15 protein-coding genes and 3 tRNA genes are annotated in these 19,984 nt (G+C 37.3%); 5 read left to right on the top strand and 13 right to left on the bottom strand.

All coding sequences use genetic code 11. The annotated features are described in order from the left end of the window. Window positions 1–350 precede the first annotated feature (350 nt). Window positions 351–1,925, top strand: coding sequence for a YadA-like family protein (locus tag DK858_RS02160; protein ID WP_109396032.1), 1,575 nt, complete (start codon window positions 351–353; stop codon window positions 1,923–1,925). A 134-nt stretch (window positions 1,926–2,059) separates the two neighbouring features. Beyond that, window positions 2,060–2,377, top strand: coding sequence for a hypothetical protein (locus DK858_RS02155; protein WP_109396031.1), 318 nt, complete (start codon window positions 2,060–2,062; stop codon window positions 2,375–2,377). Window positions 2,378–2,608: 231 nt separating this feature from the next. On the opposite strand, the gene DK858_RS02150 is transcribed toward DK858_RS02155, so the two are convergent. The 7 genes from DK858_RS02150 to ttrS form a co-directional block, all read right to left on the bottom strand. After that, window positions 2,609–3,019 (bottom strand): acyl-CoA thioesterase, encoded by a 411-nt coding sequence (locus DK858_RS02150; protein WP_006533237.1) that lies wholly within the window; start codon window positions 3,017–3,019, stop codon window positions 2,609–2,611. A 104-nt stretch (window positions 3,020–3,123) separates the two neighbouring features. Beyond that, entirely contained in the window at window positions 3,124–3,903 is a 780-nt protein-coding gene (locus DK858_RS02145) for a PhzF family phenazine biosynthesis protein (RefSeq protein ID WP_109396030.1), read from the bottom strand. Between the two features lie 163 nt (window positions 3,904–4,066). After that, on the bottom strand, window positions 4,067–5,602 hold the full coding sequence (locus DK858_RS02140; RefSeq protein ID WP_109396029.1) for a peptide MFS transporter: 1,536 nt from the start codon (window positions 5,600–5,602) through the stop codon (window positions 4,067–4,069). Between the two features lie 420 nt (window positions 5,603–6,022). Next, complete coding sequence (mdtG, locus tag DK858_RS02135; protein ID WP_109396028.1) at window positions 6,023–7,231, bottom strand: multidrug efflux MFS transporter MdtG; 1,209 nt, start codon at window positions 7,229–7,231, stop codon at window positions 6,023–6,025. Between the two features lie 274 nt (window positions 7,232–7,505). Next, the gene (locus DK858_RS02130) at window positions 7,506–8,447 is read right to left on the bottom strand and encodes a Kdo(2)-lipid IV(A) acyltransferase (protein WP_109396027.1); all 942 of its coding nucleotides are present in this window, start codon (window positions 8,445–8,447) and stop codon (window positions 7,506–7,508) included. Between the two features lie 74 nt (window positions 8,448–8,521). Continuing rightward, on the bottom strand, window positions 8,522–9,124 hold the full coding sequence (ttrR, locus tag DK858_RS02125) for a tetrathionate respiration response regulator TtrR (RefSeq protein WP_109396026.1): 603 nt from the start codon (window positions 9,122–9,124) through the stop codon (window positions 8,522–8,524). 10 nt (window positions 9,125–9,134) lie between these two features. Beyond that, entirely contained in the window at window positions 9,135–10,898 is a 1,764-nt protein-coding gene (gene ttrS / locus DK858_RS02120; RefSeq protein WP_109396025.1) for a tetrathionate respiration histidine kinase TtrS, read from the bottom strand. Window positions 10,899–11,075: 177 nt separating this feature from the next. Between ttrS and ttrB the strand changes: the two genes are divergently transcribed. From ttrB to ttrA, 3 genes are read left to right on the top strand one after another with little or no spacing between them, the layout of a single operon-like run. After that, entirely contained in the window at window positions 11,076–11,819 is a 744-nt protein-coding gene (ttrB, locus tag DK858_RS02115) for a tetrathionate reductase subunit TtrB (RefSeq protein WP_109396024.1), read from the top strand. After that, window positions 11,816–12,844: a tetrathionate reductase subunit TtrC gene (gene ttrC / locus DK858_RS02110; RefSeq protein ID WP_109396023.1), complete on the top strand. Its 1,029-nt coding sequence runs from the start codon at window positions 11,816–11,818 to the stop codon at window positions 12,842–12,844. Before ttrB ends, ttrC begins: the two co-directional genes overlap by 4 nt. After that, the gene (ttrA, locus tag DK858_RS02105) at window positions 12,837–15,917 is read left to right on the top strand and encodes a tetrathionate reductase subunit TtrA (RefSeq protein WP_109396022.1); all 3,081 of its coding nucleotides are present in this window, start codon (window positions 12,837–12,839) and stop codon (window positions 15,915–15,917) included. The genes ttrC and ttrA overlap by 8 nt, the downstream gene beginning before the upstream one ends. Before the next feature lie 270 nt (window positions 15,918–16,187). Here the strand turns inward: ttrA and DK858_RS02100 are convergent, their stop codons facing one another. The 6 genes from DK858_RS02100 to DK858_RS02075 form a co-directional block, all read right to left on the bottom strand. Beyond that, window positions 16,188–16,790: a response regulator transcription factor gene (locus DK858_RS02100; protein ID WP_109396021.1), complete on the bottom strand. Its 603-nt coding sequence runs from the start codon at window positions 16,788–16,790 to the stop codon at window positions 16,188–16,190. 291 nt (window positions 16,791–17,081) lie between these two features. After that, on the bottom strand, window positions 17,082–17,336 hold the full coding sequence (bssS, locus tag DK858_RS02095) for a biofilm formation regulator BssS (RefSeq protein WP_072063131.1): 255 nt from the start codon (window positions 17,334–17,336) through the stop codon (window positions 17,082–17,084). Window positions 17,337–17,547: 211 nt separating this feature from the next. Beyond that, window positions 17,548–18,600, bottom strand: coding sequence for a dihydroorotase (gene pyrC, locus DK858_RS02090; protein ID WP_109396020.1), 1,053 nt, complete (start codon window positions 18,598–18,600; stop codon window positions 17,548–17,550). A 198-nt stretch (window positions 18,601–18,798) separates the two neighbouring features. Next, a tRNA-Asn gene (locus DK858_RS02085) sits at window positions 18,799–18,874 on the bottom strand. A 261-nt stretch (window positions 18,875–19,135) separates the two neighbouring features. Further along, window positions 19,136–19,211 (bottom strand) — tRNA-Asn (locus DK858_RS02080). Window positions 19,212–19,538: 327 nt separating this feature from the next. Next, window positions 19,539–19,614 (bottom strand) — tRNA-Asn (locus tag DK858_RS02075). Window positions 19,615–19,984 lie beyond the last annotated feature (370 nt).

Here is a 19,984-nt window from a genome sequence, read left to right as displayed (position 1 = left end):
TACTTAGTATTTCTTTTAATAAATAGCATTGTTATTTATAGATTAGAGATATTCTTTATTTGATCATTGTCTCAAAAATAGAAATATTTTATTTTTTATAAATAATGAATGGGGTTATTTAACTTTCATTTCCTTTTTCTATCAATGTTCTTTAGTTATTGATTATTATTTAAATATAAATTAAGTAATGGTTTTTATTTATAATAAAGTTAATTGTATTTTGATGTTATTATCTTTAATTAATAGAGTTTCAATTCATTATTAGTTTATTTCATAAGTCATATAACGTGTAAAAAATAAAATACATATTACTCTATATATGAGTTTATTAACTATGGAGTGATGTAGATATGATTAAAAATAAAGATTTTAAGATAAAACTATTAGTGGTTTCATTATTATCATCACCTTTATCTTATGCAAATAATACAACCTTATTAGGGGGGAATAGTAAAGCTGATGGTAATGAATCTACGGCAGTTGGATATAATACGTGGGCACATTCTGATCAATCAACAGCAATTGGTGCTAATGCAGGAGCCGAAGGTGAAAATGCAACTGCAATAGGTCATAAAAGTACAGCTATTGGTGATAATGCGATATCGTTGGGAAGTGGTGCTATGGCTATCGGCGAAGGTTCTCTTTCTATTGGAACAGAAGCTTATAGTGAAAATAAAGATTCAATTAGTATAGGGAAAGGGGCAATAAATAATGCTGAAAATGGTGTTATTTTAGGGAGCGGTAGTCGCCTTTCTGATAAAGCAGATAATTCAGTTATTATTGGTAGTAAGTCTTCAGGATCTGCAAGTAATGCAATTATATTAGGCGATAAAAGTAGTAATAATCGCAATAATACATTATCAATTGGCAGTGAAAAAAATCAGCGACAAATTATTAATGTAGCAGCTGGTACAGAAGATACTGATGCGGTTAATGTTTCTCAGTTAAGGAAAGAAAAAGATAATATCCTTATTGAGACAGATGAGCGTATTAATGACAATAATACCTCTATTTACAATAAGATAGAGCAAGAAAAAAATACAGTTATTAAAGTAACAACTCAACAGATAAATGAAAATAATAAAGTAATACAAGGCGATATTATAAAAGCAAATGAAATAGTCTTAAAAGAAAGTGAATTAAAGGCTAAAGAATTTGCTGAAAGTGCAGAAAAAAAATCAAATCAATATACTGATAACAAAGTTAATAATATGAAAGAAGGAATAGAAAAAAATATAAACACTAGAGTTGTTGAATCTGAAAATAAGAGTAAGGAATACACGGACTTTAAAGTGAATGAGCATGATAAAAAAATAGTTAAACATGTTAATAATATTAAAGATGAAATTACTTTTTCAACAACTCGACAGGTTAATGCATCAGAAAAAAATGCTAATAGTTATACAGATATTGAGATCAGAAAAATAACATCCGGTATGGAAAGTTTGATTGGAAAAAATAATGAGAAATTAACCAAAGAGCATCAAAATTATGTTACCCAAAAAGGAAATGAGTATATTTATGTGACTAACTCACTAATAAATGAAAGAGATGAATCGTTGAAGGAATATATCGAAAAATCAAAAAATGACTCTATCTCTATTGCAAATGAATACACCAATAATAAATTTAAGAATATCTTTCTTGATAATGATATTGCGCTTAAGAATATGGATAATAAAATTGATAAGGCAGATAAAAGAGCAAGTGCGGGTATTGCTTCTGTCGCTGCGATGGCTAATATTCCTTACGTAACTAATCACACATTTAGTTTAGGTGTGGGAGTGGGTAATTATCGCGATGCGAATGCATTGGCAACAGGTGCTCAGTATCAAATAACAGAAAGTGCCATTATCCGAGTTTCTGCTTCATGGAATACAGAAGATCGTGGCGTTGTCGGTGGCGGTGTTTCTTATGGTTGGTAAAGCACTTTTGTATTGTGTTCATTAGAATGAAAAAATTGGGATAAGGCTGTTTCTTTTTTATTTATCTACTGGCTTTTATACATTTGATTTGAATAATAAAGATAACAGCCTTTATTTTCTATAATGAGTAAATTATGATCTATCTTCATTCTGGTGGTGGTGTTTTTGAAAAACAAGTAAGAGTTAATCAAGTTGCAACGGAAAAAGCGCAAGAAATTGCTAAAAATAAGATAAAACAAGTGGCACAGCTTAGCACTTTTGCCGATTTTCCTGTTGATATTGAAGATGTCGGGGTGATATTACTGATTGAACCCACTATTGAATTAGCGTTGGAAGTGGGACGATTGTATTCACAATCAACGGATATTGTTATTGCTGAAAGTGCAATAGTAGGACGGAAACTGACTCTGTGTCAGATTGAATTTGTAGTAACAAAAATCTGTGTTCTTTGATTTTTGGATTTATTCAGTTATCCACATTAACTGTGGATAACTCTTGCCTTACATGTTAGTAATCTTATTATCTATTGATTTTATTGGTTATTTTGTTTTGATTGAAAAATATCCATCTAAATTAATGTTCTTAATACTTTGTTATTATTAAAAAATAATAACAAACTTAATAAAATAGTGCAGTTTTGAATTAAGAAAGATAAAAAGTATAATAAATCTCTCTATAAGATATTATTTATCGAATAATGGTGTTGGTTTTCCGTCATGATCAACCGCAACAAAATTAAACTGACCATGGATCACTTCTTCACGACCTTCTGCATACATATCCTCAAGAAAAATAGAAACATTTACCGTCAAACTTGTACGTCCAACACGAATAACTTCACCTACTAATTCAATAATCGTTCCCGATGGAATAGGGTGATTAAAATTTATTTTTTCAGTTGAAACCGTCACTAGGCGTTTCCGGCTAAAACGGGTGGCGGTAATAAATGAAACCTCATCCATCCAAGCTAATGCTGTGCCACCAAAGAGTGTTGAGTGGTGATTTGTTGTAGTAGGGAATATGACTTTAGATACGCGTGTGATTGAATTTTTAATTTTATCTTGTAATTCAGGAGATAAGTCAGAGATGGACATAACAATAAAGCCTTCTTTTTATACTGTAGGGAGAAATTGCCCACAGTATAAAATAGAGTAAATTGAAAGCAAAGTAGATGAATGGCTGATTATCCCGCTCATAATTAAAAGGTTATTTCACCAGTTAAAAAGAGTACCGCCTCTCCTGCCAGTAAAACACGATTATTTTTTAGTGCACAGTCGATATTTCCACCTCGTTTTGAAACTTGCCTTGCTTGTAACTGTTTTTTATTGAGTTTATTACTCCAAATGGGTGCTAATACACAATGTGATGTGCCTGTAACAGGATCTTCATTTACGCCTTTTACGGGGGCAAAGAAGCGAGAGATAAAGTCAAAAGGAGAGTGGCCTTTAGCTGTGATAATTACGCCGGGTAAAGGCAATTGTGCAATTTGAGAGAAATCAGGTTGGTAGTTAATGACAGTTTCAGGATCAGATAAAAAGCAAACATAACGATCATGCGCTTGCCAAATTTCATCTATTTGTAATGCTAATTTTTCTTCAATCACTGATTTTATATCGTTATTTAATGTTGCGGGTATAGCTGGGAAATTTAGTGTAAAGAGAGAACCTTGACTAGAAACTGTGAGCTCACCTGAAAGAGATTGGAATTTAAAGAGATCATCAGGGGACTGTTTTATCGTTTTTAGTACAAAAGCAGTAGCTAATGTTGCGTGTCCACAAAGAGGAACTTCAATTTTTGGTGTAAACCACCGAATATGGTCGCCAACTAAAAAAGCGGTTTCAGGTAAGTTTATTTCGCTCGCGAGTGTAATTAAGGTGTCATCAGGTAACCATTCTTCTAACAAAACAACAGCTGCAGGGTTTCCTGAAAAAGGTTGAGAGGAAAAAGCATTAACATAATAAATAGGAAGAACAGTCATCGCATTACCTTAGTGATAAACTATCAATAAATAGAAGGTAATGAGATTAAGTGTTTTAAATATCGGGTGCAATACTTAAACACAGCGTTCAAATTGTAGGATGTAAAAGCAAAAAGCCATGCCTAAGTAAAATTAGACATGGCTTTAATAATTGACACATTAATTAAGCTTGTGCTTTCTCTTTGCTATCTGCGCTTTGTAAAAGCTTACGAACTGGAATAATAAGTGCAGCAAGAACAACTGCACAAATAACCAGCGCAATAGAAACATGAGAGAAGAAGTCAGGCATTACATCAAGTTTGTCTGGACGGATATTTCCCCCCATTAAACCTGCAGCCAAATTACCTAATGCGCTTGCACAGAACCATAATCCCATAACCTGACCACGCATTTTAGCTGGTGCCAAAATAGTCATTGTGGCAAGACCTATAGGACTTAAGCATAATTCACCTAATGTCAGTAATAAGATACTGCCAATTAACCAAAGTGGTGAAACGCCTTGTCCTGTTGCAATAACACTTTCAGATGCAAACATCATGACGGTAAAGCCACCAGCTGCAAATAAAATACCAATCACAAACTTAGTCATGCTGCTTAAATTCATATTCTTACGAGCCATCATTGGCCATAACCAGCTAAATACAGGGGCAAGAAGAATAATAAACAGGGCATTAACAGACTGGAACCAAACTGCTGGGATCTCAAAACCCATAAAGTTTAAGTCAGTATAGTCATTGGCAAATAAGTTAAATGATGTCGGTTTTTGTTCGAATGCAGACCAGAAAAGAGCTGCTGAAACCAATAAAAGGAAACAAACAAATAAGCGAGAACGGTCACTACTACTTAATCCAGCAAATAGGAATAAATAGATAAAATAGGCGATAACACTACCAGAAATCACATAGACCATAAAGTTAGCCACAACAACTGGGTTGAAAGGAATAACACCAGAAATAATAAGGCCAACAATTGCTATAAGAACAACAGACAATGCTAAGATCCATTGACCGACATTACGACGAACAACGGTTGGACGATCCCAACTTGAATCCAAACCAACTTCACTATCAAAGCGACGCATGGTCGGTACTGCATAAAAGCGGAAAATCAGTAACGCGACAAGCATACCAATTCCGCCGATACCAAAGCCCCAATGCCAGCCATAATCACGCACTAAGAAACCTGTGATGAGTGGGGCAATAAATGACCCCATATTAATACCCATATAAAATAAGGAGAATCCACCGTCACGGCGAGTATCATCCTTTTTATATAAGGTTCCTACCATCACAGTTACACAGGTTTTAAATAGCCCCGTACCCAATACAATCAGTAATAAACCGATAAAGAACAGATCTTGTGACCAAAACGCTGAAAGTGCGATGGATAAGTGCCCTAACGCGATAAAGATAGAGCCATACCATACCGCTAGTCGCTGACCTAACCAGTTATCAGCCAACCAACCTCCAGGTAGCGACGTTAAATAAACACCGCCTGCGAAAATACCCACAATAGCAGATGCCTGCTCTCTGGGGATTTCCATGCCACCCTCATAAACGGTTGCCGCCATAAATAGAATTAATAATGGGCGAATACCATAGAAAGAAAAGCGTTCCCACATTTCGGTGAAGAAAAGAGAGCTTAATGGATATGGGTGGCCAAAGAAAGTTCGGCTAGATTTTGAGTGAGTAGATTGCATCTTAAATTCCCAAAAAAAACCTCTACAGGTCGTTTGCAAGTAAAAAGAACAAAATATTAGCTAGTGGTTAAACAAAATTATTTCATTTTGTTATCAATACACACTGCATTTAATTAATATATTTTTAACATACTTTTGTCATAATTTAGCGACTAAAAGTATATTTAATACTTTATAAACCATTTTTTGGTGCAAAAGTCGATAAAAATCTCATTTTACAATAGTTAACCTTGCAATTTTTTGAAAAAAGAGGACAAGAAAATTTTAGAGGCCTTAACAAATAGGAGGTAAAAATATTATTAATAAACAAATAATTATAAAAAATAGAATAAAAAAAATAACAATTGAGCCTTTAAATGTAAAAGTGTAATTTTTTGAAGAAAAAAAACTATTAACTGATCTGATTTGTAGATTTTTTGACTACTTTTTTTGTGGTGTTTTAAAGCTTAACCAAGAATAAATTAGATTAAAAAAGACAACGGCGGCGGTGAAATAAAAAACAGCTCTAAATCCATAACTTGCAGCAACAAAAGCACCCATTAACGGGCCTGTAACATTTCCAACATCTCTTAATGCTTGGTTATAGCTGAAAATCCGACCTGCAATGGTAGGGGTAATGTTATAGAGAATAAGCGTTTGTACCGCAGGTAACATGGCTGCATTGACTGCACCAAGTAAAAAACGTAGTGCGCCAAGTTCCCAATAGCTACTAACTAGAGCCATTGGAATAAGCATAAAAATAGAGAGCCCTAAGGTAAAAAGAAGGACTTTATCCGGGCCAATTCTGTCACCTAATTTACCAAAACGAGGTGCGCTGATCAGAGCCGCAATGCCAGGTACGGAGGCGACAACACCACTGATAAAGGCAAGATTGCTGACTGAACCTGTTAATTCACGAATATAAAGTGTCAAAATAGGCGTAACAGAGCCTGTTGCGATTTGAATGATCATTGTGGTGAAAAACAGGCATACAACGAGTCTTTTGTTTTTAAGTGATGAAAAGACCTGTTTTGTGGTTAGTGCGTCTTTTTTAGAAACGGGTGTGAAGTTTTCACTTACGAAAAAGAGGGTGACTAAAAAGCAAATAAATAAGACAGCGGAAGTAATAAAGAACACAGGTCGTAAACCGTAGAGATCGGCAAGCATACCACCAATTAAAGGGCCTATTAATGCGCCACTTACCGCACCTGTTGAAAGTGTACCTAATGCCCAGCCGCTTTTTTTAACCGGAACTTGGGTTGCAATTAACGCATTTGCATTCGGAACAAAGCCACCTAATATACCAAGCAAGGCTCGTAGTACCAATAATTGCCATATATTTTGAGCAAATCCAATTAATACCATCACAATCGCCATACCCAGGGCTGAACGTAACAGCATTAATTTGCGACCTTTTCTATCCGATAATTTCCCCCAAAAAGGTGCTGCAATGGCAGAAAAAAGGAAGGTAATACTAAATGCAACACCCGTCCAAAGATTAAGCTCTTCGTGATCAGTGATACCGAGTTCTTCTACATAGAGTGGAAGAAAAGGCATGATCAGGCTAAAACCGGCACCCGTTAGAAAACAGCCAAACCAGACAATATAGAGATTACGTTTCCAAGAATTATTTCGGGGCTTGAGATCCATGTTACTCCTTTAGCCGAGAACGAGAGAGTAAACCAAGAAAATAGACTGAAAATAACCATAGCGATGTTGAGCATGGCAACAACGAATTGGTTTTTTCTTATTTTATAGTGAATAAGAATATAGCCATGATACAGAATAAGTGCGATAGGTCTTGCTCTTATAATGTGTTTTGCAGGAGTTTACAGCTTGTGCTGTTATTTCTTTTATTATTGTTATTTCAGTGTATTGCAATACGATAAAGTGGCTGTTTGTGAATAAAACAGCCACCTTATCATTAGTGTACTTTCTTTATTTCGTTATATAAAGAAGCATCACCTTCTGGGCGAGTTTTAAAGCGACGATGTAACCACATATATTGATCAGGTGCTCGTAAGATTTCTTGCTCTATTACTTTATTCATTGCATTCGCGGCATTTTCTTCGCTATCAAGTGGGAAGTCTGCTACTGCCGGTGAAATAATTAACTCATACCCTTTGGCTTCTGGTAATCGCTTAGGAGTAAATGGAATCAAAGCCGGGTTTCCCGTTTTTGCTAGAATATAGGTGCCTGTTGTTGTAGCTGCTTTATCAACAGCAAATAATGGAACAAAAACACTCTTACGTGGGCCATAGTCGTGATCTGGGGCATACCAAAGGATCTCACCGGCTTTGAGGTTGCGGATCATTCCTTTTAGATCTTTTCTATCAAGCATAAATTTATTGGAGCGTAACCGACCCCAAGTCTGTAGCCAATCCATAACTGGATTGTCATTTGGACGATAAACACCAATACCGGGGTTTAACATACCAAAAATGCGAGCGCCTAATTCTAAAGTTAGAAAGTGGATCCCAACAACAATAATTCCTTGACCTGTTTCTTGTACTTTTTGAATATTCTCTCTGCCACTGACTTTAAACCAGCGTTTTACACGCCAATCAGGCCAAAACCAAGCCATACCTGTTTCAAATAATCCCATACCAACAGATTCGAAGTTTTTATTCACTAAGGCTTCGCGTTCACTTTTAGGCATTTGTGGAAAACAGAGTTCGAGATTACGTTCTGCTATTTGGACTCGTTTTTTTAAAAAAACTTTTGAAAAACGCCCTAAACGCGTGCCTAACCAATAAATAACAGGATAAGGGAGCAGAACCAGAATATAAAGTAATCCGATCCCAAACCAAGTCAGCCAATATTTAGGCTGTAAAAATGATTTTTTAAATGGAGGTGACTTTATCATAAGCCTATCTATTTACTCTTTTTCCAATGAATATTTTATATTGTGACATTTTTTAGCGCAGATAAGAAATTTTGTCATAAATTAGGTGAAACTATTTCGATACCTTGTAGCGCTGTAACTAGCTCAGCAATATTTTTAGCTGCCATTTTATCCATCACTTTTGCACGATGTACTTCGACTGTTCTGATGGAAACACAAGCCACTTCTGCAATTTCACGATTCATTAATCCTTGAATGACATAATAGGCAATGTCTTTTTCTCTTGGTGTTAATGAAGCATAACGACGACGAATATCATGAGCAGTAAAACGTATTTTGGTGTCAGCAAAAGCTGAGTCTAAAGCAGTGAGTAGAGCATTGCTATCAACAGGTTTTTGTAGAAAATCAATCGCACCCTTTTTAATTTCTTCAACCGCCATGGGAATATCACCATGACCCGTTAAAAAAATGACAGAAAGTGTACTGTGTTTATCAATTAAATGCTGGTGAACTTGTCTGCCATCGAGTTTTGGCATTCTCATATCTAATAACACAACACCTTGTTGATAAAGATTGACGTTGTTGATAAAGAACTCGCTATCATTCCAGACATGGGCAGAATAACCTAAGCTTTCTAATAAAAACTGACAAGCATCAGTGACAGCAAGATCATCATCAACAAGATGAATAGTTGGCATTTTTTCTCCGTTATTTATTTTTGTTAGGGAAAATAAGGGTAATTTTTAATCCAATTTTATTTTGTTCATTCTTTTGATTTTCAATATGAATATCAGCGCCTTGAGAAAGTAATAAACGTTGACAAATTACTAAACCTAGTCCGAGACCTTCCATTTTTGTTGTTTGGAATGGGGCAAAGGGCTGTTCAAGTTGGCTGTAGCTCATTCCACCTGCATCATCTTCAATGACGATAAGCAACCGATCAGGCGCTTTGTGGGTGCTAATTTTTAGTACTTTAGCGCCAGCTTGGAGACTATTAGTGATTAGATTCGATAAAATTTGCTCTAATAATGTTTCAGGTAAATACAGGGTGTCATGTTCATCGATATGGGTGATCAGTGAAACCTGTGGGTATTTCTCTTCTACGCGTAAAAGTTTCCAGATATGTTGGATACATTGCGCAATATTTTGATGAGAAAGCGAAATTGTATCGGTGTTAGGTGTTTGTTTTCCAACCCATAAACGTAGATTTCTAATGATATCAGCACCGCGTTGTGCTTGTTTATCTATTTGTTGCAATGCAGGTAGCAATGGGTGCGATTCATTCTCTTTTTTAAGGCGAATAACGCTTCCTTGTGCATAGCTTTTTATAGCAGAAAGTGGCTGATTAAGCTCATGAGCAAACCCTGATGCCATTTCTCCCAATATATTTAAGCGTTGAGCGTGTTCTAATTCTTCTTTTTGCTGTCTTAATCGATTGTGCGCATGCTCTAATTGGCGACTACGGCGTCTCACTAAATAACTGACCCAGACTTGATTTAGGATGAGAAAAAGGATCGCAGCTAATGACAGACCAATAATAAATTGGTGTTGAATTGCCCAACTCTGTGCATCTTGCCAAAGCTGTCTTTGTCGAGGATGTTGATTTACTTCTCTTAATAGTGTTTCAACTTGGGTATGTGATGCAGGAGCCCCCCATTTCATCGGTTTACTATCATCTGTGAGTAAAATTCGTGTGACTTTATCAACTAACTCATCAGGAACGGTATCTAGTGCCGCAAATGACCAATTAGGGTAGAGCGGTGTACTGGTTAAACAAGGAGTGTTGGTTTGATAGGTGAGCACGGGCCGGTAATCACTTTTTTTTATTAATCCCTCACTATCCATATTTTCTAACAAACAGACGGGGATAATTGCGGCATTAATATCTTCATCTCGTAAAAGGTAAAGCAAAGCATCAGCAGGAAAACCGGTGAAACGTAATGTGAAATCTTTATCAGGATCAATCCCTTGCTCTTGTAGCGCTTTATAACCTAAAAGGTATCCACCAAACGCATCTGGTGCGATAGCTCCAACACGTTTTCCTATTAGCTCGTTAACAGAAGTAATTGGGCTATCGTTACGAACCAAAATTAGGCTACCAATAACATTTCTTGTTGTGTTATCTGGCTCATAGCCGGAGTGTAATGAGAGTAACCAACGTAATGGAAACGCATTATCTAATTGAATAAATTGCGCAGGATTTGTTAGTAAGAAATCAACGTTTTTTTTCGCGACCGCTAATTTCATTTCTTCAAGATTTAAAGGAACTAATACAAAGTTTTCTGTTGAGAGATGTTTATTCAATGTATCGACAAGTGGGTGCCAATGTCTCTGGGTTGATGCATCTCCTCGTAGTGCTAAAACACCGATCGTCCACTCTTTTGCTGTGGCTTGTAAAGGAAGTATAAAAAAGAGCAGTAATAACCCGATGGTTACCGCATGTTTTATCCCAATTGTCTGTTTTATCGTCATAAATATCTAATGTTAAATATTGTTTTGGATCAAGTTCGCACGGGGTATGTGGTAAACCACAATAGGTGCCGTCTTCAGTAATTTTTACAATGCTCTTATAACAAAACACATACTTTTTACTTTCTATTTCCTTCACTCATTGTGAGCTTGTGTTATTGAGTGATACTGGAGACAAATATGGATCTTGGAAAACGAAAATTTTTACAACAATTAGGGGTCCTTACTGCTGGTGCTTCAATCGTTCCTTTAGCTGAAGCCGGCATTAAATTATCACCTGAGCGTCGTGAGGGCTCGGAAGATAAACGTTACGGAATGCTGATTGATTTACGCCGTTGTGTAGGATGCCAGTCCTGTACAGTAAGCTGTAATATTGAAAATCGGACTCCTCAAGGACAATTTAGGACGACAGTAAACCAATATCAGGTTGCTATCAAGGGGCAAGAAGGGATCACCAATGTCTTACTGCCTAGGTTGTGTAACCATTGTGATGAACCGCCTTGTGTACCTGTTTGCCCGGTTCAAGCCACTTTCCAACGTAAAGACGGCATTGTCGTTGTCGATAATGAACGTTGTGTTGGTTGTGCTTATTGTGTTCAAGCATGTCCTTATGACGCACGTTTTATTAATCATTCAACACAAACAGCAGATAAATGCACTTTCTGCGCACACCGCCTTGAAGTTGGATTACTGCCTGCGTGCGTTGAATCTTGTGTCGGTGGTGCTCGTATTATTGGCGACATGAAAGATCCTAATAGCACTATCAGCAAAATGCTACGTACACATGAAAAAGAGCTGAAAGTATTAAAACCAGAAAGTGGCACATTACCACAAGTTTTTTATCTCGGCCTCGATGATGCATTTGTACAACCGTTAGCAGGTCAAGGACAACCCGCATTATGGCAGCAGGAGGTTCACTCATGATCCCGCAAGTTTCTCAAATTCAAGAAGTCATCGCGATCCCTCAAGAATATTTTTGGTTACCTTGGGCTGTGCAATATTTCTTTTTTATTGGTATTGCATGTAGTGCAACGCTTTATGCGTGCTGGCAGTGTTGGAAAGGTCATGCAGGTAATCAACGTTTAGAAGCTGTTGCTGTGTTTATTGCTGTAACAGCTGGTATTACGGCACCTCTGGCTTTAACAGCAGATTTACATCAAACAGCACGTGTATGGCATTTCTATGCTTACCCAACACCATGGTCGTGGATGGCATGGGGCTCTCTGTTACTGCCATTATTTTCAGCATTTAGCATACTTTACTTTGTGGCAATGATTGTGCGCTTAGTTTGGAAGCGTGAATACAAATTAACTCGTTGGGTAGCATTGGCTTGCTCATTAACTGCGATTGGTTTGCTGTTATATACAGGTCGTGAAGCATCTATCTTAAAAGCAAGACCTGTGCTGTATACCTACTGGTTACCAATCCTGCTGTTTTTTAGTGCAATGCAAGTATTACCGACACTACTAGCATTAGGAACACGTCGCGAGCCAGAACATCAGCGTGAATTAGCAATGTGGTTTGTGAGTTCACTGATGTTATTAGCCGTATGTACGGGTTTTTGGGTTGCCGGCGATACGATTTCAGGTCTGGCAATTAGAGAACAATTAGCAATGGGAAGCCTTGGCTGGTGGAGTGCCATTGGTGTTATCGCACTATGGGGTATCTCGGTCGTGATGGGACTTTTGATGGCAAAACAAGCACGTTCAGTTGCGTTTATTACCATCATGGCATTTGTATCAATGGGACTGGCGTGGGTATTACGCTGGTTGATGTTGATGGGCGCTCAATATATTCCCAAATATAACATTATTACAAACCCTTATGAGTTCACGCTAGGTAATGATGGACTGATGGCAATTGTCGGTACATTTGGATTGTGGATAGCGTTAACCATTTTATTTAGAGAAAGTATTCGTTGGGTTGTCAGGAGAGTGCAGCATGGCTAAGTTTACAAGACGTCAATGGCTTAAAGGTGGGTTAGTTATCGGTGGTATTGCCGCATTTGCTGCCAGTTACCGTGATGTTGCTAAACGTGCCATAGATGGTTTAGTTGATGGTACATCAGGCAAAGTGACACTTGATAGGATCAACGGGAACTCTTTATTGCCCGAAGGTAAAGTTGTAAAAGACGCAAAATGGCAAGCGAATACAGATCAATCTGTTTGTATGACGCAATGTTTTGGATGCTGGACACAATGCGGTGTGCGTGCCCGTGTTGATAGAGCAAATAATAAAATTTTACGTATTGCTGGTAATCCTTATCACCCACTTTCTCATGATCATCATTTTGGCTATAACATGCCAATTAAAGAAGCATTTGAAAAAATGGGTGGGGAAAGTGGTTTAGAAAACCGCTCGACGGCTTGTGCTCGTGGCGCAACCATGATGGAAAGCCTTGATAGCCCAACACGTATTCTTGAGCCGATGAAACGTGTGGGTAAACGTGGTGAAGGTAAATGGAAACGTATCAGTTTTGAACAGTTGATCCAAGAAGTTGTTGAAGGTGGCGATCTCTTTGGTGAAGGGCATGTTGATGGTTTACGTGCTATTCGTGATTTAGATACTTTAATCGATCCAAAGCAACCGGCTTTAGGCCCTAAAGCGAACCAATTATTGATGACAAATGCGGGTGATGATGGCCGCGATACGTTTATTCGTCGCTTTGCTCAAAACTCATTTGGTAGTAAAAACTTTGGTGCCCACGGCTCTTATTGTGGATTAGCGTACCGTGCCGGCTCTGGCGCGTTAATGAACGATTTAAATAAAAACGCTCACGTTAAGCCTGATTGGGATTACGTTGAATTTGCTCTGTTTTTAGGAACATCACCGGCACAATCAGGTAATCCATTTAAGCGTCAAGGCCGTCAGTTAGCTAACGCTCGAATTCGTGATTCGTTCAATTATGTGGTTGTGGCACCAGCTTTACCCCTAACAACAACATTAGCTAACGATCATGGTCATTGGGTTCCTGTTCAACCCGGAACGGATGCGGCTTTAGTGATGGGAATGATCCGCTGGATCATTGAAAACAATCGCTACAATGCAGAGTATCTGTCAGTGCCAAGCGAAGTTTCAATGAAAAATGTGGGTGAGAAGAGCTGGACAAATGCGACTCACCTTGTGATCAGTGATGAAAAACATCCGTTATCAGGACAAATGCTGACAACTGCACATTTTAATGATGTTGCAGAAGGGGAAGAGCAAAACTTAGTTTTATCTCTTGAGGGGGAATTAGTTCCATCAACCCAAGTCAATAAAGCACAACTGTTTGCTACGCATACAGTGACATTAAAAACAGGGGCTACCGTTACGGTTAAATCAAGTTTCCAATTACTTGATGAAGCGTCTAAACGTATGACACTGGCGGAATATAGTGAACGTTGTAAAGTCCCAGAAACAACAATTGTTGCATTAGGTCGCGAATTTACTGCTTATGGACGAAAAGCGGCAGTTATCTCTCATGGCGGTATGATGGGCGGTAATGGTTTCTATACAGCGTGGAGCGTGATCATGCTTAATGCGCTAATAGGTAACTTAAACCTTAAAGGTGGAGTATCTGTTGGTGGTGGTAAGTTTAATGGCGCGACTGATGGCCCATGTTACAAAATGGACAGCTTTAAAGGCAAAGTGAAACCAAAAGGTATGGTGTTATCACGCAGTAAAGTAGCTTATGAAAAATCTGATGAGTACCGTGAGCGAGTAGAAAAAGGCGAATCTCCATATCCAGCAAAAGCACCTTGGTATCCGTTTGCAGCTGGACAATTAACTGAACAGCTAGGCTCTGCATTAGCAGGTTATCCTTATTCATTAAAAGCATGGATAACGAATATGACCAACCCCATTTATGGGATCGCGGGTATTCGCCAAGTGATGGAAGAGCGTTTAAAAGATCCGAAGCATCTGCCTTTGATTATTGGTATTGATGCATTTATGAATGAAACAACAGCGCTGGCTGATTATATTGTTCCTGATACACATAACTTTGAGAGCTGGGGATTTAGTGCGCCTTGGTCTGGTGTTCAAACTAAAGCAAGTACAGCGCGTTGGCCGATTATCGAACCTCGTGTTGCAAAAACTGCAGATGGCCAGCCAATTTCAATGGAAACATTCTGTATCGCTGTGGCAAAAGCCTTAGATTTGCCCGGTTTTGGTGATAAAGCAATTGAAGATATGGAGGGTAACTTCTATCCAATCAATAGTGCAGAAGACTACTATTTACGCGTTGCTGCTAATATGGCATTTATGGGTGAGAAACCTGTCGCACCAGCAACCAATGAAGATATTTTATTGAGTGGTGTAGACCGCATTTTACCAGCGATAACCTCAACGTTAAAAAATGAAGAAGTTCTTCAAGTTGCGTATATCTATACACGAGGCGGTCGTTTTGCACCTTATGAAAAAGCATGGAATGGTGATGAAACAGGGCCACAGTGGAAACAACCATTACAGATTTGGAATGAAGAAGTTGCGAAAAATCATCATGCAATAACCGGTGAACGTTATAGTGGCTGCCCGACTTATTATCCACCACGTTTATCGGATGGTAGTGATATTCATCAGCATTATCCTGAAGAGCAGTGGCCATTAAAATTAATGTCCTTTAAATCTCATGTGGTGAGCAGTTCAACAGGCATGATCCAACGTTTAAGAATGGTGAAGCCGAGTAACTTGGTCGCAATTAATCCTCAAGATGGTAAAAAATGGGGGGTTAATCATGGTGATAAAGTTCGTATTGTAACACCTGGTGGACAAGTAGAAGCTGAGATTAGCTTACTCGATGGTGTAATGCCGGGAGTTTTAGCAATTGAACATGGATATGGACATCACGAATTGGGTTCTCGTCAGCATTACTTAGATGAACAACCATTGCCAATGGATAAAGACATTGGGAGTGGTATTAACCTTAATGATTTAGGATTTGCCGATCCAACACGTCAAATCACGAATACATGGTTAGATTGGGTATCTGGTGCATCTGTTCGTCAAGGTTTACCTGCTAAGATTGAACGTATAGCTTAATTTTTACTCTGGTATTGTAAATAATCACTTCACTCTTTATTAAAAGCAGAGTGAAGTGATTGCAAAATAAATCATTTTTACTTTATCTTTTATAAGATAAAACTATATTAGTTTAATTATTTTAATATCATATGTACCCTACATACATAATAGTATAATAATTTTAAGCTGGCTAACACGCATATTAGCCAGCTTAATTACAGTGAGTAATAATAGGAAACGGACTCCTTTTTTTCTTTTATTCGTTTTTTTTATTGAATTTCAATAGGATTATTTCTCATATATGTATTTTAAAATATTATATATGAAAAACAATTCAATTCTGTTTTTTACATTAATCTTTTCTGTAATATGTCTTTTGTGTGAATATACTGTGCTACTACTAATAGATAGTTTTTTAGCAATTTGATAATTAGGTATTTCACTCATCCAATAATTAATTATTTTTTGTTCTTGTAAACTAAAAATAGAACAGAATGAATGTTTATAAGTTGGAAAGAAAACTTGGCATCGAGAAGTGAACAACGATGTCTTTTCAAGTACCCATGGAAGTATCTTTTTGGGAAGGATAAAACAGTTGTTTGTCAATGAGATAGGCCTTTCTTTATCTGGATAGTTTGCATCAAGATAAAGATAAAGCCGACAGTTTTTTGTTGAAAGGAAAAAAAGTTGCAAATGAGGGCAATGTGCTACTTCCCGACAATATCTTGTAAGATCAATAAATATAATATCTGGCATTGAGCGATTAATATAATTATTGGCTTCCTGTATAGATGATATATCAATTATTTCATGTCTTACATTTCTTTTCGCAAAATAGTGTTTTATGCCATTACGAGTAAAAAAACATTCATCAATAATTAATACTTTCACAAATAACTTCCTTGTTTGTAACTATTTTAATTTATTAAAATAAAGATAACCTTAATTTATGTCAATTCGGCTTATATGTTCTTTTCTTGAAGATATATCGAATAAAAAGGTTATGATTATTTTTCTATTAAATAGAAATCGATTTATTAATATAACTAATTATTTGTATACGGTAAGAGCTGGCTTATATAGATATAAACAATATGTGGTAGTGGATTGTTGAGAGATAAAAGAGAACAGGAGTACCAAGTACCCCTGCTTTGCGTTCGCTATCTTTTCTAGATCTTTTTATTAATGCTTGGTGTTGACTGAAACAGAATCTTCAGATGATTCAATTTTATCAATACCTGCTTGAAGAATATGAATCAACTGTTTAGCTATGTCTGTTGTGAGCCAAAGTGTCTTATCTACAACTGCATTTTCTGGATGATGTTCGTTTTCAGGAAGATAATGTAAACGCAACATCATGGCATCGTAGATGTCAACGGTACTGATGTCCCAGCCTACAACAGGATGTGTCTGAATAACTTCATTTTTTCTACTCATAGTACCTCCTAATCATACAACCGGTTTTGACTAAGAGAGAAGCGCCCACATAGAGTGGTTACTTTTCAGTATACGAGATTTATCGCGATTAAAAAGATAAATTTTTGTTATAACAAAAAAACGTGTGCTGGCTCAGATAAAAGAGTAATGCACCATTAACAATCGAACAAATGTTATATGGTGCATTTTAGACAAATATCAAGGGCGAGGATTAATCGACAGTGATATCCCAATGAATATTTTCATTTGCTAAGAAAGGAATAAGTGCTTCATTACCACAAAGGATTTGTGCTGGAGCCTCAACAGTTTTTTCAGTTAATGTGATTGTTCCTTCATTAACAGGTAAACCATAGAAACGAGGGCCATTTAGAGAACAGAAAGCTTCAAAATGTTGTAATGCATTGAGTTCTTTAAATACGGTTGCGTAGGCTGCCAGCGCAGTTGGTGCATTAAATACCCCTGCACAACCACAAGATGATTCTTTACGATGTTGTAAGTGAGGTGCAGAATCTGTGCCTAAGAAGAAGCGAGAATTTCCAGATGCAACAGCCTCTCTTAGTGCTTCTTGGTGAACGTTGCGTTTAAGAATAGGTAAGCAATATAGGTGAGGTTTAACACCACCTACCAACATATGATTGCGGTTAAACATCAGATGTTGCGGGGTAATAGTGGCACCGAGAAATTGATTGCCTTCTAAGACATACTGAGCTGCTTCTTTAGTTGTAATGTGTTCAAAAACAATTTTTAGCTCAGGAAATTGCTTGCGTACAGGAGACATAACGCTATCAATGAAACGTGCTTCTCTATCAAAAATGTCAATGCTTGAAGCGGTTACTTCGCCGTGGATCAGCAATGGCATACCGATTTTTTCCATCACACTTAAGATAGGATAAATCTTTGTGATATCAGATACACCATGACTTGAGTTAGTTGTTGCATTCGCAGGATAAAGTTTACAAGCAGTAAAAACACCTTGTAAGAAACCTTGTTCGACTTCTGAAGGCAGTGTGCTATCTGTTAAATAGCAAGTCATTAACGGTTCGAAGTTATCACCGGCAGGAATAGCCGCTTTGATGCGATCACGGTAAGAACGAGCAGCTTCAATCGTTGTAACTGGTGGAACAAGGTTTGGCATAACAATAGCTCTGCCAAAATAGCGACTGGTATAAGGAACAACAGTTTTCAGCATGTCATCATCACGAAAGTGAACATGCCAATCATCTGGACGGTGAATAGTGAGGGTGATAGGTTGTGCAGTGGTCATATACCGGCTCCGTGTGTCTTAGGAAAATCGAAAGATCAAGGATTGGATTGGACTAGGTAGTCAAGCCGGAAATGAATGCTAATACGAAAACGATTAAATAGCTACCATTTAATCGTATTTTTTATTATATTTTTTGGAATTGTGTAAGGTAAAACAGAGAATAAAATCAAAAGGTTACGAGGGTGACACAAAGAGAAATGGCTCCTCCAACTGGACTCGAACCAGTGACATACGGATTAACAGTCCGCCGTTCTACCGACTGAACTATGGAGGAACATCATTAAGTGGCGTGTATCATATAGTGGGTGGTTTGATATGTCAAAGGACAATCGATGATATTTGTTTAAGTGCATAGATAAACAACATATTGCTTGTTTCTAAAACAGATAATCGAATTATGAGATAATAAACGTTTTTAACGGGCTGTTTTTTCACGTCAAATACTGAAAATAAAGAGATGAAAAAAGAAGAAAGGTAGTGATAAAAGGTGAAAAGCAAAAAGCCCGCACTGTGATAGCGCGGGCTTTTCTAAATTTGGCTCCTCCAACTGGACTTGAACCAGTGACATACGGATTAACAGTCCGCCGTTCTACCGACTGAACTATGGAGGAAACGAGTTCTCGTGAGAACGAGATGGATAATAGCGAGGGTAATGAACATTGTAAAGTAAAAAAAGTGAAATAACAGTTTAAGTGGTTAAAAAATAACTAATTTATGATTTTTAAATCAAATAAGGTGGTTTTGAGTTTAAAAGATAGTCAGTAGAACAATGTTGATTGAAATAAGCTTATAAAAACGCATTCTTTTATTAATGATTTTGCGTTAACGTGGAATTGAGGATGGATATGTAAAAATAAATAAGAAAATAGAGAAATAAAAATAGTTGATGAGCAGAAAGCAAAAAGCCCGCACTATGATAGCGCGGGCTTTTCTAAATTTGGCTCCTCCAACTGGACTTGAACCAGTGACATACGGATTAACAGTCCGCCGTTCTACCGACTGAACTATGGAGGAAGCGAGTTCTCGTGAGAACGAGGCGAATAATAGCTATCCTAGTTCACCTTGTAAAGTAAAAAATGAAAAAAAATCATCGTTTGCTTAAGAGTGCATCAGATTGTTTCTTTTTTGATAAAAATGTATAAAAAATAGATGGTTATAAGTTGGAATAATATCTGAAATGATATTTATACCGGATGAAACGTGCCTTGCATTGGAAAGAATGGAAAGAAAAAATTGGATATGATGTCGTAGCAATATCAAAAATAGTTACGACTGAATGAGGTGAGAAGGATTATGGTGACTACTCCCAGCCCTGTCGGGCGAGGCTTCCCACTTCTTAGACCGCAACCGTCTGTGTGACGGATTTACGCTGGCCTCCATGGGC

Origin of the sequence: Proteus faecis (assembly GCF_003144395.1) — a bacterium.
Taxonomy (GTDB): Bacteria; Pseudomonadota; Gammaproteobacteria; order Enterobacterales; family Enterobacteriaceae; genus Proteus; species Proteus faecis.
This window is presented reverse-complemented; position numbering and strand designations above follow the sequence as displayed.

Coding starts and splice junctions, on each gene's coding strand:
- ttrR (WP_109396026.1), bottom strand. CDS start 9,124: ATGCCAACTATTCATCTTGTTGATGATGATCTTGCTGTCACTGATGCT.
- DK858_RS02130 (WP_109396027.1), bottom strand. CDS start 8,447: ATGATAAAGTCACCTCCATTTAAAAAATCATTTTTACAGCCTAAATAT.
- ttrS (WP_109396025.1), bottom strand. CDS start 10,898: ATGACGATAAAACAGACAATTGGGATAAAACATGCGGTAACCATCGGG.
- bssS (WP_072063131.1), bottom strand. CDS start 17,336: ATGAGTAGAAAAAATGAAGTTATTCAGACACATCCTGTTGTAGGCTGG.
- pyrC (WP_109396020.1), bottom strand. CDS start 18,600: ATGACCACTGCACAACCTATCACCCTCACTATTCACCGTCCAGATGAT.
- DK858_RS02150 (WP_006533237.1), bottom strand. CDS start 3,019: ATGTCCATCTCTGACTTATCTCCTGAATTACAAGATAAAATTAAAAAT.
- ttrA (WP_109396022.1), top strand. CDS start 12,837: ATGGCTAAGTTTACAAGACGTCAATGGCTTAAAGGTGGGTTAGTTATC.
- DK858_RS02145 (WP_109396030.1), bottom strand. CDS start 3,903: ATGACTGTTCTTCCTATTTATTATGTTAATGCTTTTTCCTCTCAACCT.
- mdtG (WP_109396028.1), bottom strand. CDS start 7,231: ATGGATCTCAAGCCCCGAAATAATTCTTGGAAACGTAATCTCTATATT.
- DK858_RS02140 (WP_109396029.1), bottom strand. CDS start 5,602: ATGCAATCTACTCACTCAAAATCTAGCCGAACTTTCTTTGGCCACCCA.
- ttrB (WP_109396024.1), top strand. CDS start 11,076: ATGGATCTTGGAAAACGAAAATTTTTACAACAATTAGGGGTCCTTACT.
- DK858_RS02160 (WP_109396032.1), top strand. CDS start 351: ATGATTAAAAATAAAGATTTTAAGATAAAACTATTAGTGGTTTCATTA.
- DK858_RS02155 (WP_109396031.1), top strand. CDS start 2,060: ATGATCTATCTTCATTCTGGTGGTGGTGTTTTTGAAAAACAAGTAAGA.
- ttrC (WP_109396023.1), top strand. CDS start 11,816: ATGATCCCGCAAGTTTCTCAAATTCAAGAAGTCATCGCGATCCCTCAA.